Source organism: Mucilaginibacter sp. SG564, from assembly GCF_013149275.1.
Lineage (GTDB): Bacteria > Bacteroidota > Bacteroidia > Sphingobacteriales > Sphingobacteriaceae > Mucilaginibacter.
In genome coordinates this window covers 71,910-98,089 of the sequence record NZ_JABGNA010000012.1, presented here as the reverse complement: position 1 = coordinate 98,089, position 26,180 = coordinate 71,910, and the positions used below count along the sequence as shown (strand labels likewise).

The window sequence follows — 26,180 nt, the reverse complement described above, 5'->3', positions numbered from 1 at the left end:
TGTTAATGAAGACGAAGACGACGAGTAATCGTTTGTTAATCAATTCAATTATAAATATTAACCGGCAGCACCTGCCGGATGAGCAATTAACCCCTCTATTTTAATGTCAAAACGCGAAGTTGATATCGTAGTAATATCTGACGTGCATCTGGGTACATACGGTTGTCATGCCAAAGAATTACTAAAGTATTTAAAAAGCATCAAGCCTAAAATGCTTATCCTTAACGGCGATATTATTGATATATGGCAGTTTAGCAAATCGTACTGGCCCGAGGCCCACATGAAAGTGGTACGCCGCATACTCAAGTTTGTTACCGATGGCATCCCCGTTCATTACCTTACCGGTAATCACGACGAAATGCTGCGTAAATTCACCGATTTTAACCTGGGATCGTTCCAACTGCTGAACAAGATCGTACTCAATATCGATGGTAAAAAAGCCTGGATATTTCATGGCGATATATTCGACGTAACCATGCAGCACTCCAAATGGCTGGCCAAACTGGGTGCAGTAGGGTATGATAGTCTTATCCTGATCAATAGCTTTGTGAATTGGTTTTTAACCGCTTTGGGGCGTCAAAAAATGAGCTTTTCGCAAAAAGTAAAGGCTAGTTTTAAAGAGGCTGTAAAATTTATCAACCAGTTTGAACAAACCGCGGCCGACCTGGCTGTGGATAAAAACTACCAATATGTTATTTGCGGGCATATTCACCATGCCGAGATCAGGACTATTGAAAATACTGATAAAACTGGTTCGGTACTTTACCTCAACTCGGGCGATTGGGTAGAGAGCCTGACCTCGCTGGAGTATTATAACGGCGATTGGAAAATATTTAAGTATAACCCCGACGACTTTAAAACCGAGGTGGAAGATGATGATAAAACCGATGCCGAAGACCTTGACGCCAAACTGGATGTAAAAAGCTTACTGGAACGTTTTAAACAGGAACCGCACTGAGGTTTTAGATTTTAGTATCAAGTAGTTAGTATCAAGTATCAAGACCTTGCTTTTAAACCCATGATAAGCTTTATTATCAATGTTAAACATACGATCTTGATATTTGACATTAAAAATTGCTAAATCTTGATACTTGATACTCACTACTTGATACTAATCACTAAATTACCCCCCGTTATAAAAATATGATGTTTGAAGCTGTAACAGAAATGGAGTATTTGCCATCTCAGTTAAGGTTAAAACGCGCTTACTACAAATGAAGATACTTTTTGGCATACAGGGAACCGGTAACGGGCATATTAGCCGGGCCCGCGAAATTGTGCCTTTACTACAGCAATATGGCGAGGTTGACCTGCTTATAAGCGGTACCGAAGCCGAGGTTTCCTTATCGCAGCCCCTTAAATATCGTTTTCACGGTTTTAGCTTTGTATTTGGAAAAAAAGGAGGTGTTGATAATTGGGCGACCTTTAAGATCATGAACCTGCCACAGCTTTGGCGCGATATGCACAGCTTGCCACTGGATCAGTACGATTTGATCATAAATGATTTTGAACCCGTGAGTGCCTGGGCATGCCGCCTGCAAAAAGTGCCGTCGGTGTCATTAAGTCACCAGTGTTCCTTTGTTTCGCCCAAAACACCCCGGCCCAAAAAATGGAATTATGCCGAGTGGTTGTTTAAATATTATTCGCCCACCACGCACCATGTAGGCTTTCACTTTGAACGATATGATGATTTTATCCATACCCCGGTGATCAGGAGCGAGATCCGCGAAATGGAAACCGCCAACCTGCGGCACTATACCGTTTACCTGCCAGCTTATGATGATAAAACCCTGCTGAAATATCTGAGCCAGACCGAAGCTCAATGGCAGATATTTTCGAAACGGCAAAAAACGCCCTACCGCTCTGGCAATGTGGAGATCTTCCCGGTAAATAACGAAGCCTTTAATAAAAGCCTGGCCAATTGCGAAGGTCTGCTTACCGGCGGAGGTTTTGAGGGTCCGGCCGAGGCGCTGTTCCTGAAAAAGAAAGTGTTGATGATACCGATGAAAGGGCAGTACGAGCAGCAATGCAATGCCCTGTCGGCATCAAAACTGGGTGTGCCGGTGGTTAGCGAGATCAATGAGAACTTTACTGGTCATCTGAATAACTGGATCCGGGACGATAAAAAAATTATCGTCGATTTCCCGAATGAGACCGCCCAGATTGTCGATGACCTGGTGAAGCGATACGCGAGGAAATAGATTTGTGGACTATAGGACTTTTGGACTATGGGATTTGGGAGCAAGGAAGAAAGATATTTGAAAAGGACAAAAATCCCATAGTCTCATAATCCCCAAATCTTAAAGTCTAAAAATTCTGATGTAGAATTAGAATTTAGCGTTTAGAATTTAGAATTTAGCGCTTTGAATTTCACCCCATATGATCAATCTTTTCAGAACCTTTAATCCGTTCAACGCCTTATGGCTGGTTATCATATTGTTTTTAACGCGGGTGGGTTATTTATTTCATGTTCCGGATAAGCTGGAGTTTATTTTTGTAGAACCCTTTGCGCGCCTTTTGGTACCGGTAGCGTATGAATACGCGCTGTCGCCGGTGTTAAATATTTTTTTGGCGGCGGTACTGGTTTTTATGCAGGCACTGCTATTAAATTACCTCATCAACTTCCATAATTTACTGGGCAAGCCTACATTTTTGCCCGCATTAATGTATGTTACCCTTTCGGGCCTGTTTGCCCCTTTCCTGATACTGAGCGCCCCGCTGATCTGTAATTTTCTGCTGATTTGGATGCTGTTTAAGCTATTCAGCCTGTACAAAGGCGAGGATGCCAAGTCTACCGTGTATGATCTGGGGATGATTGTAGCCTTGGGATCGCTCATCTATTTCCCGTTCATTTACTTGTTTTTATCTATCTGGATAGCGCTGGTATTATTTAAACCCTTCAATTGGCGCGAGTGGGTAGCTGGGATATTAGGCTACGCAACGGTATTTTTCTTTCTGGCTGTTTTTTATTATCTGAATGATCGTATTAAAAAGTTTGGCAATATCTGGCTGCCTCTGGGTTCCAAGTTTCCCGATCATATCAGCATTAACTCCTATAATTACTTGTTGCTCATCCCGGTGATCCTGATCCTGGTGCTTTGCTTTTTTAAATTGCGGCAAAATTTCTTTAAAAGTTACGTGCAAACGCGTAGGTCTTTTCAGTTGTTATTCATTATTTTTCTGATTACTGCCTTTTCTTTTTATGTAAACGCGGCTTTCCATTTGAATCACTTTTTATTGTGTGTGGCTCCTGTTGCTGTGTTTTTTGCCTACTATTTCTTGTATTCCACACGCAGGTGGTTTTATGAAAGCCTGTTCTTATTGCTGTTAATCAGCCTCATCTGGTTTCAATTTGATCATCATTTGGGCTTAGTTTAACAAATTTTAACTTTTACATTCGTTCAAATTTCAACGGTTATATTAGTTTTGTACCATGAAGTTTGGAGTAGTTATATTTCCCGGGTCTAATTGTGATGAAGACATCATATATGTATTAGAAAAAATAATGGGTCAGCAGGTGGTTAGGTTGTGGCATAAAGACCATGATCTGCAAGGTGTTGACTTTGTTGTTTTACCAGGCGGTTTTTCTTTTGGCGATTATCTTCGTTCCGGCGCGATATCCCGTTTTTCACCTATCATGCAGGAGGTTATACAGTTTGCTGCAAAAGGTGGCTATGTAATGGGTATTTGCAACGGTTTCCAGATATTGACCGAAGCCGGCCTGCTTGATGGCGCTTTATTACACAATGAAAACCGCAAGTTTATTTGCCGTAACATCTATTTAAAACCGCAAACAACCCAGTCATTGCTTACCGCGCAGCTGGTACAGGATCAGGCTTATAAAATACCTATCGCTCATGGCGAGGGTAATTATTTTGCCAGTGCCGATGTAGTGAAAGCGCTGAATGATAACGATCAGGTATTGTTTAGGTATTGCGATGAGGCCGGTAACATTGTGCCCGATGCCAATCCTAACGGATCATTGGAAAACATCGCCGGTATTTGCAACGCCAACAGGAATGTATTTGGATTAATGCCACACCCTGAACGTGCTGCCGACAGTTTGCTGGCCAACGAAGATGGACTGGCTATTTTTGAATCTATATTATCGTTAATTAAGGCCTGATGACCAATTTGGTTATCGATATTGGTAATACATATACAAAGATCGCGGTTTTTAAGCTGAATGAGCTGTTAGCAGTAATGCAGTTTGAAACGGTTGATCCTGCTACGCTGGATAACTTTTTGAATAATTACCAGATACACAGGGCTATAGTATCATCTGTAAAAAAACACGTTGAGCCATGGCAAACCGGTTTAGAGGCAAAAATGCCGGTAACCTATTTCAACGCGTTAATAAACAGCGGTATACAGAACCATTATTTAACCCCTGAAACGCTTGGTACCGATCGTTTAGCAGCTGTTATAGGAGCAAGCCATACCTATCCGGCCCTCAACAGCTTGGTAATTACCGGCGGAACCGCTATAACCTATGATTATGTAGATGCTGCCGGAAATTATTTTGGTGGCAGTATATCGCCGGGGCTAAATATGCGTTATAAGGCTTTAAATTATTATACAGCCGGTTTGCCATTGATCAGTACCGATGCCGCTTTTAATGCAACTTATGGCGGCAGCACCGAAACAGCAATACGCTCAGGTGTGCAAAACGGGATAAAATATGAGCTATTGGGATTTATTGAAAGCTATAAGGCCAATAACCCCCAACTAAATATTGTGCTAAGTGGGGGCGACAGTATTTTTTTTGATACTCTATTGAAAAATAGCATCTTTGCCCCCTATATTAAAATTGAACCTTATTTGGTTTTAAAAGGATTAAACGCAGCTATACAAAAGCATAATGATTAAATATACCAGGTTTTTTATAACACTTTTATTAGCTGTTAGTTCATTTGCAGCATTTGCACAATCAACGGCTACCACCAGCTCTCCATACTCCAGGTATGGTATAGGCGATATCGATCCGCAGTTAATGCCCCAGAATATAGGCATGGGCGGTATTGGTGTGGCTACTAACAGGATAAGTATGTTTAACAATATCAATATAGTAAACCCGGCTTCGTATGGCGCCATAAACCTTACTACTATTGATATAGGTATATACAGCAACTTTTTAACTTTAAGCCAAACAGGATCGGCCAGTCAAAAAAATAGTAATTTCAGATTAAGTCACGTGGCTTTTGCTATACCGGTAACCAAACGCTCGGCTCTGAGCTTTGGTTTGGTGCCCTACAGCGAGCGCGGTTATAACTATAAAACTACCGTTAAAGGAAACGGCGCTATACCTGCCGATACTAACCTCACCAATTATACCTACAGTGGCGATGGCGGTTTATCCAAAGCATATTTGGGTTATGGCTTTGGCATAGGTAAGCACTTATTGATCGGTGCCAACGTATCGTACATTTTTGGTACCTTGAAAGATATCAGCACTACAGAAATAAATTCCAACATTAACGGAACAATAGTACCGCTTCCGGGTACAATAAATTCAAAAATTGAATCGAGTAATTCCATAGCCGGGTTAAATTATGATTATGGTGTTCAATACTCCGTTGACTTTTCTGATAGCAAGCACCTTACGTTCGGATATTCTGGCTCATTAAACTCCAAGCTCAATTCTACCAGTAGCTTTATTGTAAGCCAGTATTTTAACGATGCCAGTGGTAACGAAGATATTCCGCTGGATAGCGTGATCAACAAGCAGAGTTCTAAAACAAAAATAAAATTGCCGCTAACTAACCGTTTCGGTATATCGTTTCAAAGCGATGGCAAGTTCCTTGTAGGAGCCGATTACACCATGAGCAAATGGTCTCAACTTTCCATAGGCGGTGTAAATCAGGGCTTACAGGATAGCCGTACGTTTAACATCGGTGGCCAGTATACGCCAAACATAGCCACCATACGTAACTATCTGGCTTCAGTTGATTACCGTTTAGGTGCCATATATGATGAAACCTATATGGTGGTTAACAATACCAGGATCAAAAGATACGCCCTAACTGCGGGTATAGGTATGCCTCTGCGACCAAACAACGGTAGCTTTTACAAGATCAACCTTTCTGCCGAAGTGGGCAGAAGAGGTTCATTGGTAAATGGCCTGGTGCGTGAAAACTATGTCAATATCCATTTGGGCTTTACCCTGAATGATAAATGGTTCCAGAAATATAAATTTGATTAATCTTAGTAATAAGTTTGTGTCAAGTAGCTAGTATCAAGTATCATGACTTTTAAAAAGCGCATTTTTAGTTCACAAAGAATCTTGATACCTGATACTGGTTACTTGATACTAAAAAAAAGCTATTTGATACTCATTGCACTTTTCCTGTCGTCCTGTGTAAATGACCTTAACAAGGTTAAAGAGATTGCATCAAACGAGGTTGGCACTATTGTGGAACCTACTACGGGTGTCGATCTTATCATGAGCGACTCGGCTAAAGTGACCATACACCTCACTGCTCCTTTAATATTACAATACAATCCCGAAACTCCCAAAACAGCTTATAAAGTAGCACCTAAGGGGATCAAGATCATTCATTATGATAAGCTGACCCAAAAGGAGGATGGTACCATTATTGCCGATACCGGCATATTACACGCGGGCGATAAGCTGTATGAGTTCCGGAAAAATGTAGTGGCTACCAATGCTCAGGGCGATGTTTACAAATCGGATGAGCTGTTTTGGAATTCGGCCACTAAAAAAGTATACTCCCACAAAATTGTGCAGGTTTACATGAAAAGCGGCAATGTGATGAACGGGGATAACTTTGAAAGCGATGACACCTTTTTACATCCGGTACTTAGCCACAGCAAGGGTGTGTTTCATGTAGACGAAAACGCGGCGCAGTAGCAGAATAATTCAAAAGTCAAAAGTCAAAAAACTTCCCAAAACAAAGCTTTTTAGGTTTGAATTTTAACTTTTTACTTTTGAATTATTTTGTGTTATAGAATTTTACTAAAAATTGTATCTTGCGCCCTCTTTTGAGCAATAGAAACCGTTATGAGTTGGCCTTGTGGAAAATAGATTAACGTATGATAGTTTCATTTTGTTTAAAGAATAAATTATTATAAAGAAATAATTATAAAAAGTATATGGGTATAATGGGTTATTTGCGCGACCGGATGGGGAAAATTGTTGCCATCCTTATTGGTCTAGCGCTCCTTGCTTTTATTGTAAGCGAGGTGGTAAGGTCAGGCGGCTCTTTTTTCAGAGACGATAATAACGAATTAGCTGTGGTGAACGGCGAAAAAGTGCCTTACGATGAATTTAATAAAAAACTGGAGCAAAATACCGCTCAGTTTAAACAGGCTGGGCAAGCTATCTCTCCGCAGATTACCAGCTATATACAGGAAACTACCTGGAATCAGTACCTGAGCCAGATACTGATGAACAAAGAAGTTGAAAAATTGGGCATTGTAGTAGGTTCCGACGAAAGTACATCTATGGTTAATGGCAATACGCCCGATCAGCAGATAGCGCGTCAGTTCTCTGATCCGCAAACCGGCCAGTTTGACCGTAATAAGTTAAACCAGTTCCTGAGCTACCTGCAATCGGCTAAAGCCGATCCAAACCAAAAACAAGCCTGGGCAGATTTCTTGACCCAATTGATCGAAGCTAAGAAAGCTACCAAATACATGGCTTTGGTTACTAATGGCCTGTATGTAAACTCGCTGGATGCTAAAGACGATTATGAAGCTAAAAACAAACTGGTAAACTTTAAGTATGCCACATTGGATTATGCCTCTATCCCAGATGCTAAAGTTACTTTAACAGACGACGACTATAACACCTACTATAACGCGCATAAAGGTGAATTCAAAAACCAACAAGATGTACGTTCATTTGAATATGTAAGCTTTAACGCGTCACCTTCAAAAGAAGATAGTGCTGCTGTAAAGGCGCAGGTTGATAAATTGGCCGATGCTTTTAAGACCAGCACCAACGATTCGCTTTTTGTACAGATCAACTCTGAAACAAAAACGCCTGTGAGCTTCCAGAAAAAAGGTGGCTTAGAGCCTAAACTGGATACCGTGATGTTTAACGCGGCCAAAGGTTTTGTATATGGTCCTTACATATCAAACGGCAGCTACAAACTGGCTAAGTTAACCGACGAGAAAACAACTTTTGATTCAGTAAGAACCCGTCATATATTAATTAACCCTGCTGCCGAAGGGGGTGTTGAAAAGGCTATCGCTAAAGCAGATTCTATCAAGAAACTGATCCAGGGTGGTAAATCATTCACAGAACTGGCTTCAACTTTTTCAACTGATAAAGGCAGCGCAGTAAAAGGCGGCGAGATACCGGCATTTGATGTTAATGGTAATATGGGCGGCGGTGGCCAGATCACTCCGGAGTATACCAATGCCGCGTTTAAAGCAGGCAAAGGCGATCTGGTTGTGGTTACCTCACAATTTGGTGTTCACCTGATCCAGATTGAAGATCAGAAAGGATCTGTAAAAGTGGTAAAAGTAGCCATTGTTGATAAACCAATAACCGCAAGCAGCAAAACGCAAACAGTAGCCTATAGCCACGCGCAACAATTTTTAGGTAACCTTACCAAAGACAACTTTGATGCTGAAGTGAAAAAAGAGGGCTTAAAGAAAAGCGTAGCTGAAGACTTTACAGGTGTTGCCGCAAGCTTACCAGGCCTGGATAATGCACGTGAAGTAGTAAGATGGGCATACAAAGCCGAAAAAGGCGATATCACTGATAAGGTGTTTACTATAGGTGATCAGTACATCGTTACCCGCCTAACCGAAATTAAACCTAAGGGTATCCTATCTTTAGAGGCTGTTAAGAAGCAAATAGAACCAGCCGTACGTAATGAAGTAAAAGCTAAAGAACTGGCTGCTAAATTCCAGGGCGCTACCACCATCGACCAGGCTGCTCAAAAAGCAGGTGTTAAGGTTGTGCCTGTTCAAAACGTAGTTTTTGCAAACCCAATCATCCCGGGCGCGTCATTAGAGTATAAAGTGATCGGTTCTATTTTTGGTTCAAAATTAAACACGCTCTCTAAACCAATTAACGGACAGCAAGGTGTTTACGTATACGTTGTAGATAGTTTCACCAACCCTCCGGCACTTACCAATAATGTAAGAGAAAAACAACAAGTAGCCCAGGCGCTAATGCAACGTGCGGCAGGCCAGGTACTGGATGCACTAAAAGATAATGCAATTGTAAAAGATAACAGGGCTAAACTGTTATAATAGAATTTTAAAGTAATTTTGTATCCGGGATCAGCCACAGTGCTGTTCCCGGATTTTTTTTGCTTGGTTCACTTGTTCATCGGTTCATTAGTCTTAGCAAAGTGCTTTTGCAAGCTTATCCATCCTGTACCAATGAACTAATGAACCAGTGAACAAATGAACAAAAATCACTAATCAATAATTGCATCATGGATATACAGGAAAATATAGTGAATAAAGTAGCGCAGAGTGGCCTGGTTACTTTGGATCCCGCTGCTTTTTATCCCGACGGCGAGCGTGTTATTTATGATATTAAAGATAACCTGTTCCACGGTTTGATGCTGCGCGAAAAAGATTTCAGGGAATTTATCAAAGAGCACGACTGGACACAATATACCGGCAAAAATGTGGGTATCACCTGTACTGCCGATGCCATTGTACCTGCATGGGCATATATGCTGTTAGCTAACCGCATGGCCCCGTACGCAAGGGAGATCGTTTTTGGCGACGCGGCTGTTCTGGAAACCGTATTGTTTGAAAAAGAAATAGCCAAAGCCGATTTTGAGCAGTATCGTGATCAGCGTATTGTATTAAAAGGCTGCGGCGATACCGAAGTGCCGGTTTCTGCCTATGTGGAACTAACTAAAAAATTAACTCCCATAGTAAAAAGCCTCATGTTTGGCGAGCCCTGCTCAACTGTACCTATTTATAAGCGAAAAGATTAAATTTTTAGTTTCAAGTAGTTAGTATCAAGTATCAAGATTTTTTGAGGTCAGTAAAAAACCTTTTTTTAAGTCTTGATACTTGATACTAGCTACTTGATACTTTTCCTCCAGCACAATAAAAAAGCGATTAAACCATTAATAGTAAAGCTTTGTCATATCTTCGGTCCGCTATTTGTCGTGGATGATATAAAAAGCAATTAGTGCTAATGAAGAAATCCCTTTTTTATACCTGCTTACTCCTTTTGTTGAGTAGCCATGTTTTTTCTCAAGAACTGACAAAAATCAGCGAACCGGTTTTTAAGGTAGGCGAAAAGCTGAGCTATAAGATGAAGTACGGCGTATTTACCGCTGCCGAAGCCGATATCAGGGTAGAGGCCAGTGATAAAAAGCTTGATGGCCCTGCCTTTCATTTAATTGCTGAGGGTAAAACAGCGGGCTCTTTTGACTTTTTTTACAAGGTTCGTAATAAGTACGAGTCATATGTTGATCAAAATACCCTGATGCCTTATTTTTATACCGAGAACCGGCGTGAGGGCAAATGGAAACATACCGATAATGTAACCTTTGATCATAAAGATAATAAGGTAACGGCCGATAAAGGGGTATTTGCGTTTAAAGGACAAACATTTGATTTTGTATCGGCCTATTATTTTGCCCGCACTATTGATGTTTCCAAAATGAAAGTGGGGGAGAAGTTTGAGCTGCAGTATTTTCTGGAAGATGGTTTTCACTCCATGGGTATCACCTATGTGGGTACCGAGGTGGTGAGTTGTTCGATGGGAAAGTTTAACTGTCTTAAATTTAATCCGACAATCATTCCTGGCCGTATTTTCAGAAAGGATAGTAAGTTGTACCTTTGGATAACAAATGATGGCAACAGGATACCCGTAAAAGCGCATGTGGAAGTTATACTGGGCAGTGTAACCATGGATTTGCAGGCGGCAAGTGGTTTAAAGTATCCGTTAAACCCTATAAAAAGTAAATAGAAGAATATGATTGAGGTTGGTAATGTATTGGTACATGAGGACGTGGTGAAGGAGAATTTTGTTTGTAACCTTAACAAATGCAAAGGCGCCTGTTGCCTTGAAGGTGATTCGGGAGCGCCGTTAAATGCCGATGAGCTTGATATTTTAAAAGAGATATATCCTAAAGTAAAACCCTACCTTACCGAAAAGGGGATCAGAACTATTGAAAAGGTAGGCACTTATGTAAAAGATTTTGAAGGCGACTATACCACACCTTGTGTTGATGTAAATAGAGAATGCGCATATGTAATATGGGAAAATGGCATCACCAAATGTGGTATCGAGAAAGCTTATGAAGAAGGTGCCGTTAGCTGGAAAAAACCTATCTCGTGTCATTTATATCCTATCCGCATTACAGCATATCCCGAATTTGATGTACTGAATTATGATCGCTGGAACATTTGCAGCCCTGCATGTTCATTCGGCGATGAACTTAAAGTACGTGTACACGAATTCTTGAAAGATCCCCTGATCCGTAAATACGGAAAAGAATGGTACCAGGAACTGGAAAATGAAGTATCGGGTATATAAGAGTCAGGATTATTAGAATCAAGAATCAGAACAGACTTTTGGTTTAATAATTAAAGATAAAATCAAAAGTAATTATTCGTCTCAACTCTTGGCTCTTGGTTCTCGATTCTTTTTCTCTTAATTCTCATTGTTTTTGGATAATATTGTAACTTATAAATCTATATCCAATAAACACCAAATGAAAACAGCTTTAATAACGGGAATAACCGGGCAGGACGGAGCGTACCTGGCTGAATTCTTATTGAAAAAGGGCTATACTGTACATGGTGTTAAACGGCGGTCGTCATTATTTAATACCGACCGTATTGATCATCTTTATCATGACCCGCACGAGCCCAATGTGAAGTTTAAACTCCATTACGGCGACCTGACCGACTCCACCAACCTCATCAGGCTGGTACAGGAAGTGCAGCCCGATGAAATATATAATCTGGCCGCTCAGAGCCATGTAAAGGTAAGTTTTGATACGCCTGAATACACTGCTAACGCCGATGGTATTGGTACCCTGCGTATCCTGGAAGCCGTACGGCTATTGGGGCTTACACAAAAAACACGGATATACCAGGCGTCCACGTCTGAGCTTTATGGATTGGTACAGGCGGTTCCTCAAAGTGAAACTACGCCATTTTACCCGCGGTCGCCATATGCGGTCGCCAAGCTATACGGTTACTGGATCATCGTAAATTATCGTGAAGCCTATAACATGTATGCCTGTAACGGCATCCTGTTTAATCATGAAAGCCCTATCCGGGGCGAAACTTTTGTTACCCGTAAAATTACCCGTGCCGCGGCAAAAATTGCCTTGGGCCTGCAGGATTGCCTGTATGTGGGTAACCTTTCGGCCCAGCGCGACTGGGGCCACGCTAAAGATTATATCGAAGCCATGTGGCTGATGCTGCAACAGGAAAAGGCCGAGGATTTTGTAATAGCAACCGGCGTTACAACCACTGTGCGTGATTTTATAAAAATGGCTTTCAATGAATTAGGCATCGAGGTGGAATTTAGCGGCAAGGATGAACATGAGCGTGGCGTGATTATTGATATTGATGAGCAAAAAATAACAGAACTGGGTTTAAATAAGGATGTCCTGAAGTTTGGGCAAACCATAGTGAAAGTTGATGCCAAATATTTTAGACCAACGGAGGTTGAACTGTTAATAGGTGATGCCACCAAGGCTTTTGAAAAATTGGGTTGGAAACCTAAATATGATCTTCAGGCCCTGGTTACAGACATGGTATTATCAGACCTGCACCTGGTTAAAAAGGACGACTATCTGAAAAAAGGCGGATTTAAAACGCTTAATTATTTTGAATAAAATTTATCAATTCTGCATGAAGAAAATATTTACCGGCATTATACTATTATTTTTAATAAGCGGGATTGTAAAGGCACAATCTGTATATCAGCCCTACTCGTATCAGTTTTATCAGAAACTGGATGCGGATGTTTATTCTACTAAAACCCGTGTACATAGTTCCATAAAGCCATTTTTTGTTGATGACTCATTGATCAGGTATCATTATGATTCTTTGATGAATTTGAACGGGCTTAAAGGGAAATTCTTTACCGAGCATCAGATTGATGTGAAGGGGAAGGGCTATACTTTTTACACCGATCTTTTACCCGATTTTAATCTGAGCCGGGATTTTTCCAATAAAAAGAATACCAACTTCGGGTCATTGGGCTTACAGGTGGGTGGTACGGTAGGTGATAAATTATCCTATAACGTTAGCGCCTATGAAAACAGGGCTGTATTACCCGATTACCTGGCCACTTATACCAACCAGGTGGGCATAGCTCCCGGACAGGCTTATGCAGGCATTTATGGTAATGAATACCGTTGGTCGTACATTACCGCATTGGTATCCTACACGCCCAACAAATATCTGAATATAACCGGCGGACGGGATAAAACTTTTATTGGCGATGGGTATCGCTCAGAGCTGTTATCTGATTATGCCTCGCCTTATCCCTTCCTGAAACTAACCGCTACTCTTGGTAACGTAAAGTATATGGTGATGTGGGCCTATTTCAATGATCCGCTATCTGTTAAAGTAGATAATGGCGATCGTAAAAAATATGGTGTATTCCATTACCTGGACTGGAATGTAAGCAACCGGCTTTCATTAGGCTTTTTTGATGCTATCATATGGCCTGCTAAGGACGATTTGGGGCACGCCCGCGGGTTTGATTTTACTTACATCAACCCGGTGATATTTTTAAGGCCCCTTGAGGCAACAAACGGCTCACCGGATAATGCTTTGCTCGGGTTTACAGGTAAATATAAACTGACAGATGGTATTACAGCTTACGGTCAGTTTGCGCTTGACGAATTTGAGGCCAAAAACTTTTTCTCCAGCAATGGCAGTTCACGTAATAAATATGGCTGGCAGCTTGGTTTTAGAGGTGCAAACCTGTTTAACGTAAGCGGGCTGAATTACCTGTTAGAAACCAATAATGTAAAGCCATACACCTACTCAGAACGAAGCTCTATAGTTAATTATTCTGAAAACGGCGAACCTTTGGCTCATCCATGGGGGGCAAACTTCCGGGAAGTGGTGGGTTTGTTGAATTACTCGTACAAAAGATTTGATTTTTCCGGTGAGGTTGATTATGGTCATTATGGCCTGGATACGGATAATCTGAATTTCGGTAAAGATATCTTTCAGCAATATGTTGATCCGGCGCGGGCTTTTGGCAATTATACCGGTCAGGGCCTGACAACCAATATGGTTTATTTTGAAGGGAAGGTAGCCTATCTGCTAAACCCTAAATATAACCTGCGTTTTGAATTAGGCGGAATTTACCGTTCTGAAAAGAACAGCCAGTTTCATGATAAAACAGGGATGATCACTTTTGGTATCCGCAGCTCATTCCGGGCTATTTACAATGATCTGGCGAGTTATAAAACCCATTAATGGTGAGTAGTGAGCGGTGAATAGTTAGTTGAGGTGTAATAAAAAAACACTCACCATTCACCGCTCGCCATTCACGATGCTATCGTATGCGTATTATGCTTGGCGCCTAAGCTTCTTACCTGTGCCATGATATGTTGTGCATCATAACCACATTCGGCCCAAAGTTCGGGTTGTTCACCGTGTTCGATGATCTTATCAGGTATGCCCAGGCGTTTCACCAGTGTATTTTGGTAGCTGTTATCTGCCATAAATTCCAGTATCGCGCTTCCCATGCCACCTTCCAGGCAGCCGTCCTCAACCGTAATTACTTTGCTAAACTTTTTAAATACTTCGTGAAGCAATGCTTCGTCGAGCGGTTTTACAAAGCGTAGGTCATAATGAGCAGGGTAATAACCTTCGGTATTCAATTGCGCTGTGGCTTTTACTACTTCGTTACCAATGGCGCCTATGGATAGAATAGCTACCTCGTCACCATCGCAAATTTTACGGCCCTTACCAACCGGTATAGCCTTGAAAGGACGCTGCCAATCAACCATCACACCGTTACCACGTGGATATCTGATCACAAACGGACCCATATTTTCCTGTTGAGCAGTATACATGAGATTACGCAGCTCTTCTTCGTTCATCGGGGCCGATACTGTCATGTTGGGTATGCAGCGCATAAAGGCCAGGTCATAAGCGCCATGATGGGTTGGCCCATCGGCACCAACAAGGCCAGCTCTGTCCAAACAGAAAATTACATTGAGGTTTTGAATGGCCACGTCATGCACTACCTGGTCATACGCTCTTTGCATAAAGCTGGAGTAGATATTACAAAATGGTACCAAACCCTGGGTAGCTAATCCTGCCGAAAATGTTACCGCGTGCTGTTCGGCTATGCCTACGTCAAAAGCGCGTGTTGGCATGGCTTTCATCATGAGGTTAAGCGAGCACCCCGAAGGCATGGCCGGGGTAATACCCATAATTTTAGGATTTTGCTCGGCCAGCTCAATAATACTGTGTCCAAAAACATCCTGATATTTAGGAGGCTGTGGTTTATCGTACTTGGTTTTTTTGATCTCGCCGGTTATCTTATCAAATAAGCCGGGAGCATGCCACTTGGTCTGGTCTTTTTCGGCCAGGGCATAGCCTTTACCTTTGGTGGTAATGCAATGCAATAGCTTAGGACCTGGTATATCGCGCAGGTCTTTCAATACTTTTACCAGGTGGTTTACATCATGACCGTCAATTGGGCCAAAATATCTGAATTTAAGGGCTTCAAAAAAGTTACTGCGTTTTAACAGCGTGCCCTTAATGCTTTTTTCTATCTTCTGCGCTATTTTAAAGGCATCGGGACCTATGGCTGATAACTTGGCCAGCACATGCGCAATATCGTCCCTGAAGCGGTTATATGGCTTTGAAGTGGTGATATCTGTAAGGTATTCCTTCAGCGCGCCCACATTGGGATCTATCGACATGTTATTGTCGTTCAGGATCACCAATAGGTTTGAATTTTCGATACCGGCGTGGTTAAGCGCCTCAAAGGCCATCCCCGCGGTCATGGCGCCATCGCCGATAACGGCTACGTGTTGCCTGTCGGTCTCGCCTTTATAGTGCGAGGCTACCGCCATACCCAGCGCTACCGAAATAGAGGTAGAGGAGTGCCCCACACCAAAGGTATCGTATTCACTTTCTGAACGTTTAGGAAAACCGCTCAGGCCTTTATATACGCGGTTGGTATGAAACTCATCGCGGCGGCCGGTAAGTATTTTATGGCCGTAAGCCTGGTGGCCTACATCCCAAACTAATTGATCGTAGGGGGTGTTCAGTACGTATTGAAGGGCTACTGTTAACTCAACAACACCTAAACTGGCAGCAAAGTGGCCGCCATTTACCGATACCACATCAATAATATACTGGCGCAGTTCCTGGCAAACCTGTTCAAGTTCCGTCTCGTTAAGTTGCTTTAAATCAGATGGATAATTTATTGTTTTTAATAAATCCCCGGCTGGTACCTGCATTGACATTTGTTAGAATATTTAACTTACAAAGTAAGCTAATTTATTTATAAAAACAGGTTATCTAATTGTATTTATTGTTTGGGAAATAGAGAGTCAAGAAAATAAGAGTCAAGAGTCAAGACCTACTCTTTTGTGATTTCAAAGTCTTGAGTCTTGATTTCTTGGCTCTTGGTTCTATGAAAAAATCTTATTTTTGCAACAGATATATGACCGACGACAGCTTTGCTATAAAATTACCCCAGTTTGAAGGTCCGTTTGATCTGCTGCTTTTCTTTATCGAAAGAGATGAACTGGATATCCATGATATCCCCATAGCTCGTATTGCCGACGACTTTTTAAATTATATACACCAGATGACCAGCCTTAACATGGAGCTGGCCAGCGAATTTATTTTTGTGGCGGCTACGCTGATGCGTATCAAGGCAAAGATGTTATTACCACGCTATGAAGCTGATGATGCCGGCGACGAAGCCGATACGAAGGAAAACCTGATCAGGAAACTGATTGAATATAAAAAATTCAAGGAGCTGTGCGATGAAATACGCCCATATGAAGAGGAGCGTTTTAAACAGGAAAAGCGTGGTAATATCAAGCACGACCTGGAGCAGGTAGAAAAAGTTACCCATCCGGGCGAAGAACTATCGGAACTAAGTTTATACAAACTGATGATGGTGCATGAGCGACTGATGCGCAATTATCTTAACCGCAGCGAGGAGGTAAAACATACCGTTGTTCAATATCCTTACACTATCGAAAAGCAGAAGAAAGCGGTTGCCGATTTGCTCAAAATTAATAAAATGCTTGATTTTAAGGCTATTGCCGGGCATTCAGAAAATAAAGTACATTTTGTTTACAACTTTTTGGCCGTATTAGAAATGCTGCAGCAGGAGCTGATAGATATTCAGATCGGTTTAGGATATAATAATTTCTGGATAACGGCGAGAGGTGGTGAGCTCAAAGCAGAAAGCTAAAGGCCTGGAGCTTTTTTAGCTGATTTAATATTCAGCAGTTCAATGATTAATCCAAAAAAGCTTTAAGCTTTTGGCCTTAGGCTTTAGGCTTTTTGCTAACTTAGCGCCCGTTATAAATACAGTGCCGTTTTAATTATATATAATGAAAAGAGACAAATTAATTTTTAAGTTATTGGATGAAGAGCAGCAACGCCAGGAAGAAGGTATTGAGCTGATAGCATCTGAGAATTTTGTGAGCCGTCAGGTTATGGAAGCCGCAGGTTCTGTGGCTACTAATAAATATGCCGAAGGTTTACCGGGCAAGCGTTATTATGGCGGCTGCCAGGTGGTTGACGAAATTGAAACCATCGCTATTGAAAGAGCCAAGCAACTGTTCAATGCCGAGTGGGCAAACGTTCAGCCGCATTCTGGCGCTCAGGCTAATGCTGCCGTGATGCTGGCCGTTCTTCAGCCGGGCGACAAAATATTAGGATTTGATCTGTCACATGGTGGCCACTTAACCCATGGCTCACCGGTTAACTTTTCGGGTAAATTATATGAGCCGCACTTTTACGGCGTGGTTAAAGAAACCGGTTTGGTTGATTATAAACAACTGGAAAAAGTTGCACTTAAAGAAAAACCAAAACTGATCATCTGCGGTGCTTCGGCTTACTCGCGCGATTGGGACTATGAGTTTATACGTAAAGTGGCCGATAAAGTAGGTGCTTTGGTACTGGCTGATATATCGCACCCGGCCGGTCTTATAGCCAGGGGATTATTAACCGATCCGCTGCCGCACTGCCATATTGTTACTACTACAACACACAAAACATTACGCGGACCGCGTGGTGGTTTGATCCTGTTGGGTAAGGATTTTGAAAATCCATTTGGCATAAAAACACCAAAAGGCGAAGTAAAGATGATGTCATCATTGCTGGATATGGCTGTTTTCCCAGGTACACAGGGTGGTCCGCTGGAGCATATCATCGCTGCTAAAGCCATAGCCTTTGGCGAAGCTTTAAGCGAAGGCTACATGAAATACATTTTGCAGGTTAAAAAGAATGCCGCCGCAATGGCCGAAGCTTTTGTTAAGCGTGGTTATGAAATTATATCTGGCGGTACCGATAATCACTTGATGCTGATTGATTTGCGTAATAAAAACATCACCGGTAAAGCAGCCGAGAATGCTTTGGTAGCTGCCGATATCACTGTGAACAAAAATATGGTTCCTTATGATGATAAGTCGCCGTTTGTTACTTCGGGCATACGCGTAGGTACTTCGGCTATTACCACCCGTGGTATGAAAGAGAAGCAAATGGAGCACATTGTTGAACTGATAGACGCGGTAATTGCCGATCCGGAAAATGAAGCCTCTATCAAAAAAATACGTAAAAAGGTTCACAAGCTGATGCACGATTATCCTTTGTACCGAGAAAACAACGAGGAATAAGCCATAACCGAAAGGTAGTAAAATATAACGCCGGCATAGGAGAAATACCTGTGCCGGCGTTTTTTGTGAGTATGAGGTTCATGTGATATAGGCTGATGAAAAAATATTTATCTTAGCAAAAGCATTGAGGATATGCCTTGAACCGTGTGATTTAAGGATAAATGTACATAGTGTGCCAAACAAGGGTTCTGTTTTTTGGTTTACTATAACGTTTAAGCAAACAAGTACTTATTTGAACAATAACAGCGACAATTTGGAAGCAGGGCTCAAAATAAATGTTTTAGTAGTTGATGATAATCAGATAAACCGGTTATTGATCAACAAGATACTGAAGAGGTGGGGCGCTAATGCCGATTTTGCCGAAAATGGTGTTGAAGCTATACATAAAATAGAAAACAACCGGAATTATAATGTGGTATTAATGGATATCCACATGCCCCAGATGAGCGGCCTCGAGGCTACCAAGATCATACGGGCTATGCCCGATCTTTATTTTCAGCAGTTACCTATCATTGCTTTAACAGCGTCGATGCAGCGGAGCGAGATGAGTGAGATGGATAATGCCGGGATGAACGATTATATATTAAAACCATTTGACCCTAAATCTCTTTATGATAAACTAAGCCGGTACCAGCATCAATAAAGATGCTTTTATACTCTTTGTTTATTTAATAAAAACTTCTTATCGGTAGGGAAATCCCTAAAGATCAGTTCATAAGCAATTTTTACCCAAATGATAATGCATGGCCAGGCTTTCATGGCCAGGTTGCTCATCCATTCGCGGGCAGGCCGTGGAAAAGCGTCGCTGGGGCCGAGGCCGGTGATTACCAGCAATAACACCAGCATAACAATATGGAAAGTAGTAAAAGGCTTATCCTGCATCATGATGTAAATTACTGCGCCTGCTGTAGCTATAATATAAGTAGGGTGCTCAGATCCGGTGCTGAACAGTACAACCATCAGCAAGGCAGAACATAGTACCTGCAGTTGAAATTTCAACGAATTATATTGTTTAAACCGCAGTAACGGGATTGCGAAAATAATGCCCCCCGCTATTAGAAAGGGTGTATTAGGGATGCTGGCATTTTGAGTTAAACGACGTGCTACGCCCATAATACACCAATCGATACTGCCAGTTAAACTTACATTCATGGAGTTTTTAAGGTTTAACTCATGAAACCAGTCATGATAGGATTGAATAATATAATGAGGGCTGGAGATGAGCATAGGTAAGGCAAACAAAACACCGGCCCATACCACTGAGCTTACCATAAACTTTAATTTATTACCGGAGAAAAGAAAGAATGCCAGGCCAACCACCGGGTAAAACTTAATTAAAGTGCCTGCAATGATGAAAAGGGTAGCCCATTCGTCCTTGCCTTTTTTTACCAGCATAAAGCTGATGATGATAAACGCAGCTATAAGGGCATTGATCTGCATATAGTGCGAAGTATTCGAAAACTCAATAACACACAATAAAAGAATGGCTGTTTTTATGCGGTTGTTAAAGGGCAGCAGATGTACCGCCAGCAAAAAGGCAAGCGCATTGACTATTTGCCAAAGGAAAAAGCCTACCGCTTCTGAAGGGAGGGCGAAGGGCGCAACCAATATGGTAAATGTGGGGCCATATAAAAACACATCAGAGTATTCGGCCGGGTATAATAAATATAAATTTAAGCCTGCCTTTGCGTGGTAATAAGCGTTGCGAAATATGAGATAATTATTATCAATATGCCTGAAGTATTTGAATTGCCAGCAATAAACGGCAACTGCTATATATAACACCCAAACCCATTGATAGCCGGTTAAATAAAGAAACCTTTTTGTCATTGCAGATAACTGTGATAATTGTAATCGACAAAAGTATTGATAAAAAAGATATTGGGTTCAATTTGTTTTATTGCGCATAGGCAATGGTGGCAATGCTTAAAGTGAGCCCGGGTATTTTTAACAGCTCCATACCGCAGGCCTCCAGAGTTGAGCCGGTGGTTACAATATCATCAACAAGTAAAACATGTTTGTTGACTAATTTTTCGGGATGTTTGATCATAAATACATCCTGCATATTCTCAAAACGGGCAAAGCGCGATTTATGGGTTTGTGTTGCTGTTGCTACCGTACGTTGTAAATTATTATCTTCCACAACAGCAGGCAGCTTTTCCGCAAGTCCTTCGGCAAAATGGGTACTTTGATTATAACCGCGTTCCCGCAGCCGTTTTTTGTGCAGGGGGACAGGGATAATCAGATCAACAGTATTAAAAATAGGATTTTGAGCTAATTGGCTACCGGCAATGTTTCCTAATAAGTTACCTATCTGTTGCATGCCTTTATATTTAAAATGATGCATCAGGTTTTGCACTTTGCCGCCTTTAGTAAAATAATACAAGGCGTAGGCGGCTTCAACTTTTAGTTTGCCATAAAACTGCTGGGCAACAATGTTATCGGCTTGTAAGTGAAAATGGGTATAGGGTAAATTGTAACGGCAGTCCGAACAAATAATGTATTCGTTGGCAACAAGACTGGCCTGGCAGGCAGGGCATAATTCGGGAAAAAGCAGGGAAACAAAATCGGCCAGGTAGCCACGCAGCAATTTCATGCCGTTAATTTAAGACAGAAATCTTAAACTTCGGCAACCTTACCTTTTTCTTTGATGGCTAATTGTCCGCAAGCCGCATCAATATCTTTACCCCGGCTACGGCGGAGGTGCGTGTTGATGCCTTGTTTTTGCAGGTAAGCGGCAAATGCTTCTACCTTATCTTCACCGGCATTAATATAGCTGGCAAAAGCAATGGGATTATATTCAATGATATTTACCTTACAAGGCAGGTGCTTGCAAAATTTAGCCAGCTCCATGGCGTCCTGTATCCCGTCGTTAACACCATCAAAGATAATGTATTCGTAGGTTACCGGGTTTTTGGTTTTGGCGTAGTAATATTTTAAAGCTTCGGCCAGGGCCTTTAGTGAGTTTTGCTCATTAATTGGCATTATGGTGTTGCGCTTTTCGTCATTAGCAGCATGTAAGGACAGGGCAAGATTAAATTTTACCTGATCGTCGCCCAGCTTTTTGATCATTTTGGCAATACCGGCTGTAGAAACGGTGATCCTTTTGGCGGCCATGTTCAATCCGTCTTCGGCAGTGATGCGCTCAACAGATTTCATCATATTGGCGTAATTCAGCAAAGGTTCGCCCATACCCATGTATACGATGTTGGATAAAGGCACACCATAATTTTCACGGGCTTGTTTATCTATCAGCACTACCTGGTCGTAAATTTCATCAGGATTAAGGTTTCTTTTACGCTCCATGTACCCCGTAGCGCAAAACTTACAGGTAAGGCTGCAGCCCACCTGCGACGATACACAGGCTGTCATCCGGCCAGGAGTGGGAATTAAAACCCCCTCAATTAGATGAGTATCGTGTAAAATAAAAGAATTTTTTATAGTTTTATCAGCACTAACCTGTGATGAATTTATTTTAACGTTGTTAATAACAAAGTTTTCGTTGAGTTTAGTGCGCAGTTCTTTTGAAATATTGCTCATCTCGTTGAAAGAGACGCACGATTTTTTCCAAAGCCATTCATAAATTTGTTTAGCCCTGAAACTTTTTTCCCCCATACGGATAAAATGCTCCTGCAAGGCTTCCAAACCGAGGCTTCGGATGTCTATTTTATCTTTTGCATTATTCACAATGCAAAAGTACTTAAATTTAAAAAAATCTGTCTTATTTTAAAGTCATTCTTTTAAATGATAAAAAAACATAACTAAAAGTTAATTATAGTTAATTTTGTGTGGAGTGTTTTAAAGAAAAACGTTTTGAGATAGATAACAAGTGATATATTAATGAAAAGTTTTAGAGCCGATTACGTTTTTCCAATTTTTGCCGATCCTATTAAGAATGGAATTGTTACTGTTGACGACCAGGGCAAGATCATTTCTGTTACCGACCATAATAATCCTCCGGATGGCCCCATTGAACAACTGAGCGGCGTTATTTCTCCGGGGTTTATAAATACACACTGCCATGTTGAGCTTTCGCATCTTAAGGATAAAATAACACCCGGGAAAGGGTTGATAAATTTTATAAAAGATATTCAGGCATCCCGCAAAGCGGATGATAAACAAATAGCAGAGGCTATTCAAAAAGCAGATGAAGAGATGTATGCGAATGGTATTGTTGCCGTAGGCGATATTGCCAATAGCAATAGCAGCATCCCGGTTAAAGTTGCCAGCAAGTTGTATTACCATACGTTTGTGGAAACTTTTGGCTTCTTGCCGCAAAACGCCCAGGCTATTTTTGATAAAGCGATGGAACTTATGCGGGAGTTTAAGCCGCAACCCTGTTCCATTACCCCTCATGCGCCATATTCGGTATCCAAAGAGCTCTTTAAACTGATCCGGAAACATAGCGACGCCGAACCCAATCTCATTAGCATCCACAACCAGGAGTGTGAGGACGAGAATAAATTTTATCGTTACAAATTGGGCGGCTTTCTGGAGCTTTATGAACATTTTGGTATTGATATCAGCCATTTTAAGCCACAGGCACGTAACTCCTTACAATCTATTATCCCGTTGTTGACTAACAGGCAGCAGGTTTTGCTGGTACATAATACCTGTACCAATTTAAAAGACATCTACTTTATAAAACGGTTCGATCGTAAAATAAATTGGTGTTTTTGTCCTAAAGCCAATCTGTATATTGAAAACCACCTTCCAAAAATCCCACTTTTTATTGATCAGGGCTTTAACATTACGCTGGGTACCGATAGCCTGGCATCAAACGATAGCTTGTGCATACTGAGCGAAATGCGTACCATACAGAAAAAGTTCCCAAGTATCAGCACCGCTAAATTACTGGAATGGGCTACTATAAATGGTGCATCGTTTTTAGGTATTGACGACGAAAAGGGAACGCTTGAACCAGGCAAAACTCCCGGACTAAACCTGATAACTGGTTTGGATGGATTAAAGATCACCCCAGAAAGTAAGGTTAAGCGTTTAGTTTAATAAGTTGATTAGGTTGATTGAGTTGTAATAAGTTAATTTGTACCAAGTTTTATCACACCAAATTTAATCAACATAATCTACCTCAATCAACCAATAAAACTCAATGATCAGACATCTCGATATAACCGTTAAAGGAAAAGTTCAGGGCGTTTTTTACCGCAAATCAACCAAAGCCGTAGCCGACCAGTTAGGGGTAAGGGGCTTTGTTAAAAATGAACCGAACGGCGATGTTTTTATAGCTGCCGAAGCCGATGATACCCTGCTCGAAATGTTTATGGAATGGTGCAACGAAGGCCCCGAAGACGCGGAAGTAACTTCTGTAGAAAGCCATGAGGGCGAATTAAAAAACTATCGTAATTTTGAGGTTGTAAAAAGGGCCCTGTAATTTGCCGGGTTTTATTTGTTAATTACCATCCCAAACATCAACATTGTCAACCGCTAAAAAATTTGCCGGGCAAACGGCTATATACGGTGTAACTACTATAGTGCAGCGTTTATTAGGCGCATTGCTTACCCCGCTTTATACAAAAGCATACAATCCTAATGTATATAGTATTTTCAGTACCATGTTTAGCTATGCCTCTGTTTTGCAGGCGGTGCTGTCTTTTGGTATGGAAACTACTTTTTTCAGGTATCTAAATAAATTCCCGGATAATAAAAGGCAGGTCTATAACAACAGCTTTTGGGCCGTATTTATGGTAACGGTAGTGTTTTTAATATTAACCGTTCCATTTACCCATACCATAGCAGGTTTAATTAAAATTGGTAAAGGCACTTCACAGCAGGAGTTTGAACTATACATTCGTTATTTTTTGGGCATTTTGGTGATCGATGCCTGGTGTGCTATCCCGTTCGCCAAACTCCGTGCAGACAGCCGGCCAATAAAATACGGGAGCATTAAACTAATCAATATTATAGTTACGGTATCGCTCAACCTCGTTTTTATCTGGATAATTCCGTACATCATTAAGCACCAAATGCCTGGGGCTGATTGGTGTAAGCAATGGTTTACTATGGGTTGGGTAGGCTACATATTTGTATCAAACCTGGTGGCCAGCTTTATAACCTTATTGCTGTTACTGCCCGAGTTGCTGAAGCTGCAACTAAGTTTTGATGGTGTTATGTTTAAAAATATGCTTACCTACAGTTGGCCGGTAATGATAGCAGGTTTATCATACATCGTTAACGAAAATTTTGATAAAATTTTACTGGGAAAACTGCTGCCCGATAGTATCAGTGAGCGCGAGGTTGGTATTTATTCGGGCTGCGCGCGTATATCCGTTTTTCTAAGCCTTTTTAACCAGGCCTTTCGCATGGGAGCCGAGCCCTTCTTTTTTAGTCATGCCAAGAATAAAAATGCCGGTCAAACCTACTCGCGCATCATGGATTATTTTGTAATAACCATGTGCCTTATGTTTGTAGGTGTTGTGGCCAATATTCAGATACTAAAACACTACGTAAATAACCACGACTATTGGGTTGGTTTACCAGTTGTGCCGCCTTTGTTGCTGGGTTATGTAAGCCTGGGTATTTATACCAATTTGTCTATCTGGTATAAATTGTCCGATCAAACGAAGTATGGCCTGTACATATCCGGGATAGGGGCTATAGTAACCATTGTGCTCAACGTAATTTTTATTCCAAAATACAGCTACATGGCATCGGCCTGGATCTCGCTGATAGCTTATGCCAGTATGATGATCATGTCATACATATGGGGTCAAAAACACTATCCCATCCCTTACAATCTTAAAAAGAATGTCATATATATCGTATCATCAATAATACTTGTGTATTTGTCGTTCAGCACATTTAAACGTAATATATTTGTAGGTAATATATTGTTGTTCCTGTTTGCGGGGGCTGCATTTTTTGCAGAGCGTAAACAATTAAAGGCCATATTTAGTAAACGATGACCATCAGGATAATTAATAAGTCGAAGAATAGTTTACCGGCATATGAAACGGCCCATGCCGCCGGTATGGATCTGCGTGCCGATATTGAAGAACTAGTACGGTTAAATCCTATGGAACGTAAACTCATTCCTACCGGTTTGTTTATAGAACTTCCTGTTGGGTTTGAGGCGCAGATACGACCGCGCAGTGGTTTGGCGTTTAAGCATGGTATAGGCATTGTTAATTCACCCGGTACTATTGATGCCGATTATCGTGGCGAGATCAAAGTGTTACTGATCAATTTTTCGGCAGAAGTATTTGAGATCAACGCGGGCGACCGTATTGCCCAAATGGTAGTTGCCCGGCACGAAACTGTGAATTGGGATGAGGTAGAAGTATTAAATGAAACCAGCCGCGGCGAAGGTGGTTTTGGCCATACGGCTGTTAAATAGAAGCAAGAAATTAGAGA

The 26,180-nt window shown here is 41.5% G+C and carries 24 protein-coding genes; 20 read left to right on the top strand and 4 right to left on the bottom strand.

All coding sequences use genetic code 11. The annotated features are described in order from the left end of the window. Positions 1 to 103 precede the first annotated feature (103 nt). From FHW89_RS23595 to FHW89_RS23535, 13 genes are all read left to right on the top strand, one after another. Positions 104 to 958, top strand: a complete 855-nt coding sequence (locus FHW89_RS23595) for a UDP-2,3-diacylglucosamine diphosphatase (RefSeq protein WP_172337518.1) — start codon at positions 104 to 106, stop codon at positions 956 to 958. Positions 959 to 1,214: 256 nt separating this feature from the next. Next, positions 1,215 to 2,201, top strand: a complete 987-nt coding sequence (locus FHW89_RS23590) for a glycosyltransferase family protein (RefSeq protein WP_172337517.1) — start codon at positions 1,215 to 1,217, stop codon at positions 2,199 to 2,201. A 178-nt stretch (positions 2,202 to 2,379) separates the two neighbouring features. Then, entirely contained in the window at positions 2,380 to 3,378 is a 999-nt protein-coding gene (locus FHW89_RS23585) for a DUF6427 family protein (RefSeq protein ID WP_172337516.1), read from the top strand. Between the two features lie 55 nt (positions 3,379 to 3,433). Further along, positions 3,434 to 4,126: a phosphoribosylformylglycinamidine synthase subunit PurQ gene (gene purQ / locus FHW89_RS23580; RefSeq protein WP_172337515.1), complete on the top strand. Its 693-nt coding sequence runs from the start codon at positions 3,434 to 3,436 to the stop codon at positions 4,124 to 4,126. Continuing rightward, a complete protein-coding gene (locus FHW89_RS23575) occupies positions 4,126 to 4,869 on the top strand; it encodes a type III pantothenate kinase (protein ID WP_172337514.1) in 744 nt (247 codons plus the stop codon). The genes purQ and FHW89_RS23575 overlap by 1 nt, the downstream gene beginning before the upstream one ends. After that, complete coding sequence (locus FHW89_RS23570; protein ID WP_172337513.1) at positions 4,862 to 6,202, top strand: hypothetical protein; 1,341 nt, start codon at positions 4,862 to 4,864, stop codon at positions 6,200 to 6,202. Before FHW89_RS23575 ends, FHW89_RS23570 begins: the two co-directional genes overlap by 8 nt. 123 nt (positions 6,203 to 6,325) lie before the next feature. After that, positions 6,326 to 6,871, top strand: coding sequence for an LPS export ABC transporter periplasmic protein LptC (gene lptC, locus FHW89_RS23565; protein WP_172337512.1), 546 nt, complete (start codon positions 6,326 to 6,328; stop codon positions 6,869 to 6,871). Positions 6,872 to 7,113: 242 nt separating this feature from the next. Then, positions 7,114 to 9,228: a peptidylprolyl isomerase gene (locus FHW89_RS23560; RefSeq protein ID WP_172337511.1), complete on the top strand. Its 2,115-nt coding sequence runs from the start codon at positions 7,114 to 7,116 to the stop codon at positions 9,226 to 9,228. 188 nt (positions 9,229 to 9,416) lie between these two features. Then, complete coding sequence (locus FHW89_RS23555; protein WP_172337510.1) at positions 9,417 to 9,932, top strand: DUF2480 family protein; 516 nt, start codon at positions 9,417 to 9,419, stop codon at positions 9,930 to 9,932. Positions 9,933 to 10,138: 206 nt separating this feature from the next. After that, positions 10,139 to 10,918, top strand: coding sequence for a DUF3108 domain-containing protein (locus FHW89_RS23550; protein WP_172337509.1), 780 nt, complete (start codon positions 10,139 to 10,141; stop codon positions 10,916 to 10,918). 6 nt (positions 10,919 to 10,924) lie between these two features. Next, positions 10,925 to 11,488 carry a DUF3109 family protein gene (locus tag FHW89_RS23545; RefSeq protein ID WP_172337508.1) on the top strand — a complete coding sequence of 188 codons (564 nt, stop codon included), beginning with the start codon at positions 10,925 to 10,927 and terminating at the stop codon, positions 11,486 to 11,488. 178 nt (positions 11,489 to 11,666) lie between these two features. Next, positions 11,667 to 12,803, top strand: a complete 1,137-nt coding sequence (gene gmd / locus FHW89_RS23540) for a GDP-mannose 4,6-dehydratase (protein ID WP_172337507.1) — start codon at positions 11,667 to 11,669, stop codon at positions 12,801 to 12,803. A 16-nt stretch (positions 12,804 to 12,819) separates the two neighbouring features. Further along, positions 12,820 to 14,406 (top strand): gliding motility protein RemB, encoded by a 1,587-nt coding sequence (locus tag FHW89_RS23535; RefSeq protein WP_172337506.1) that lies wholly within the window; start codon positions 12,820 to 12,822, stop codon positions 14,404 to 14,406. Between the two features lie 71 nt (positions 14,407 to 14,477). Here FHW89_RS23535 and dxs read toward each other — a convergent pair whose 3' ends face one another. After that, a complete protein-coding gene (gene dxs / locus FHW89_RS23530) occupies positions 14,478 to 16,409 on the bottom strand; it encodes a 1-deoxy-D-xylulose-5-phosphate synthase (protein ID WP_172337593.1) in 1,932 nt (643 codons plus the stop codon). A gap of 206 nt (positions 16,410 to 16,615) precedes the next feature. Here dxs and FHW89_RS23525 point away from each other — a divergent pair, with 206 nt between their 5' ends. The 3 genes from FHW89_RS23525 to FHW89_RS23515 all read left to right on the top strand — a co-directional run bounded on the left by FHW89_RS23525 (position 16,616) and on the right by FHW89_RS23515 (position 19,452). Further along, the gene (locus tag FHW89_RS23525) at positions 16,616 to 17,380 is read left to right on the top strand and encodes a ScpA family protein (protein ID WP_172337505.1); all 765 of its coding nucleotides are present in this window, start codon (positions 16,616 to 16,618) and stop codon (positions 17,378 to 17,380) included. A 142-nt stretch (positions 17,381 to 17,522) separates the two neighbouring features. After that, positions 17,523 to 18,809 carry a serine hydroxymethyltransferase gene (gene glyA, locus FHW89_RS23520; protein WP_172337504.1) on the top strand — a complete coding sequence of 429 codons (1,287 nt, stop codon included), beginning with the start codon at positions 17,523 to 17,525 and terminating at the stop codon, positions 18,807 to 18,809. A gap of 232 nt (positions 18,810 to 19,041) precedes the next feature. Then, positions 19,042 to 19,452: a response regulator gene (locus tag FHW89_RS23515; protein ID WP_172337503.1), complete on the top strand. Its 411-nt coding sequence runs from the start codon at positions 19,042 to 19,044 to the stop codon at positions 19,450 to 19,452. A gap of 8 nt (positions 19,453 to 19,460) precedes the next feature. Here FHW89_RS23515 and FHW89_RS23510 read toward each other — a convergent pair whose 3' ends face one another. The 3 genes from FHW89_RS23510 to rlmN all read right to left on the bottom strand — a co-directional run bounded on the left by FHW89_RS23510 (position 19,461) and on the right by rlmN (position 22,496). Then, a complete protein-coding gene (locus FHW89_RS23510; protein ID WP_172337502.1) occupies positions 19,461 to 20,639 on the bottom strand; it encodes a glycosyltransferase family 87 protein in 1,179 nt (392 codons plus the stop codon). Between the two features lie 67 nt (positions 20,640 to 20,706). After that, a complete protein-coding gene (locus tag FHW89_RS23505; RefSeq protein WP_172337501.1) occupies positions 20,707 to 21,405 on the bottom strand; it encodes a ComF family protein in 699 nt (232 codons plus the stop codon). 23 nt (positions 21,406 to 21,428) lie between these two features. Next, positions 21,429 to 22,496 carry a 23S rRNA (adenine(2503)-C(2))-methyltransferase RlmN gene (gene rlmN / locus FHW89_RS23500; protein WP_172337500.1) on the bottom strand — a complete coding sequence of 356 codons (1,068 nt, stop codon included), beginning with the start codon at positions 22,494 to 22,496 and terminating at the stop codon, positions 21,429 to 21,431. A 153-nt stretch (positions 22,497 to 22,649) separates the two neighbouring features. On the opposite strand from rlmN, the gene FHW89_RS23495 reads away from it, so the two are divergent. The 4 genes from FHW89_RS23495 (at position 22,650) to dut (ending at position 26,163) form a co-directional block, all read left to right on the top strand. Then, positions 22,650 to 23,816, top strand: a complete 1,167-nt coding sequence (locus FHW89_RS23495) for an amidohydrolase family protein (protein WP_172337499.1) — start codon at positions 22,650 to 22,652, stop codon at positions 23,814 to 23,816. Positions 23,817 to 23,919: 103 nt separating this feature from the next. Next, on the top strand, positions 23,920 to 24,201 hold the full coding sequence (locus FHW89_RS23490) for an acylphosphatase (protein ID WP_216650681.1): 282 nt from the start codon (positions 23,920 to 23,922) through the stop codon (positions 24,199 to 24,201). Between the two features lie 43 nt (positions 24,202 to 24,244). Continuing rightward, a complete protein-coding gene (locus FHW89_RS23485) occupies positions 24,245 to 25,732 on the top strand; it encodes a lipopolysaccharide biosynthesis protein (RefSeq protein WP_172337498.1) in 1,488 nt (495 codons plus the stop codon). Further along, positions 25,729 to 26,163 carry a dUTP diphosphatase gene (gene dut / locus FHW89_RS23480; RefSeq protein ID WP_172337497.1) on the top strand — a complete coding sequence of 145 codons (435 nt, stop codon included), beginning with the start codon at positions 25,729 to 25,731 and terminating at the stop codon, positions 26,161 to 26,163. Before FHW89_RS23485 ends, dut begins: the two co-directional genes overlap by 4 nt. Positions 26,164 to 26,180 lie beyond the last annotated feature (17 nt).

Bases quoted from the DNA above. Each gene is read 5' to 3' on its own strand.
- FHW89_RS23585 (WP_172337516.1), top strand. From the start codon at position 2,380: ATGATCAATCTTTTCAGAACCTTTAATCCGTTCAACGCCTTATGGCTG.
- glyA (WP_172337504.1), top strand. From the start codon at position 17,523: ATGAAAAGAGACAAATTAATTTTTAAGTTATTGGATGAAGAGCAGCAA.
- FHW89_RS23525 (WP_172337505.1), top strand. From the start codon at position 16,616: ATGACCGACGACAGCTTTGCTATAAAATTACCCCAGTTTGAAGGTCCG.
- FHW89_RS23535 (WP_172337506.1), top strand. From the start codon at position 12,820: ATGAAGAAAATATTTACCGGCATTATACTATTATTTTTAATAAGCGGG.
- dxs (WP_172337593.1), bottom strand. From the start codon at position 16,409: ATGCAGGTACCAGCCGGGGATTTATTAAAAACAATAAATTATCCATCT.
- FHW89_RS23495 (WP_172337499.1), top strand. From the start codon at position 22,650: ATGAAAAGTTTTAGAGCCGATTACGTTTTTCCAATTTTTGCCGATCCT.
- FHW89_RS23510 (WP_172337502.1), bottom strand. From the start codon at position 20,639: ATGACAAAAAGGTTTCTTTATTTAACCGGCTATCAATGGGTTTGGGTG.
- dut (WP_172337497.1), top strand. From the start codon at position 25,729: ATGACCATCAGGATAATTAATAAGTCGAAGAATAGTTTACCGGCATAT.
- purQ (WP_172337515.1), top strand. From the start codon at position 3,434: ATGAAGTTTGGAGTAGTTATATTTCCCGGGTCTAATTGTGATGAAGAC.
- FHW89_RS23570 (WP_172337513.1), top strand. From the start codon at position 4,862: ATGATTAAATATACCAGGTTTTTTATAACACTTTTATTAGCTGTTAGT.
- gmd (WP_172337507.1), top strand. From the start codon at position 11,667: ATGAAAACAGCTTTAATAACGGGAATAACCGGGCAGGACGGAGCGTAC.
- FHW89_RS23505 (WP_172337501.1), bottom strand. From the start codon at position 21,405: ATGAAATTGCTGCGTGGCTACCTGGCCGATTTTGTTTCCCTGCTTTTT.
- FHW89_RS23575 (WP_172337514.1), top strand. From the start codon at position 4,126: ATGACCAATTTGGTTATCGATATTGGTAATACATATACAAAGATCGCG.
- FHW89_RS23550 (WP_172337509.1), top strand. From the start codon at position 10,139: ATGAAGAAATCCCTTTTTTATACCTGCTTACTCCTTTTGTTGAGTAGC.
- FHW89_RS23590 (WP_172337517.1), top strand. From the start codon at position 1,215: ATGAAGATACTTTTTGGCATACAGGGAACCGGTAACGGGCATATTAGC.
- FHW89_RS23560 (WP_172337511.1), top strand. From the start codon at position 7,114: ATGGGTATAATGGGTTATTTGCGCGACCGGATGGGGAAAATTGTTGCC.
- FHW89_RS23555 (WP_172337510.1), top strand. From the start codon at position 9,417: ATGGATATACAGGAAAATATAGTGAATAAAGTAGCGCAGAGTGGCCTG.
- FHW89_RS23545 (WP_172337508.1), top strand. From the start codon at position 10,925: ATGATTGAGGTTGGTAATGTATTGGTACATGAGGACGTGGTGAAGGAG.
- FHW89_RS23595 (WP_172337518.1), top strand. From the start codon at position 104: ATGTCAAAACGCGAAGTTGATATCGTAGTAATATCTGACGTGCATCTG.
- FHW89_RS23490 (WP_216650681.1), top strand. From the start codon at position 23,920: ATGATCAGACATCTCGATATAACCGTTAAAGGAAAAGTTCAGGGCGTT.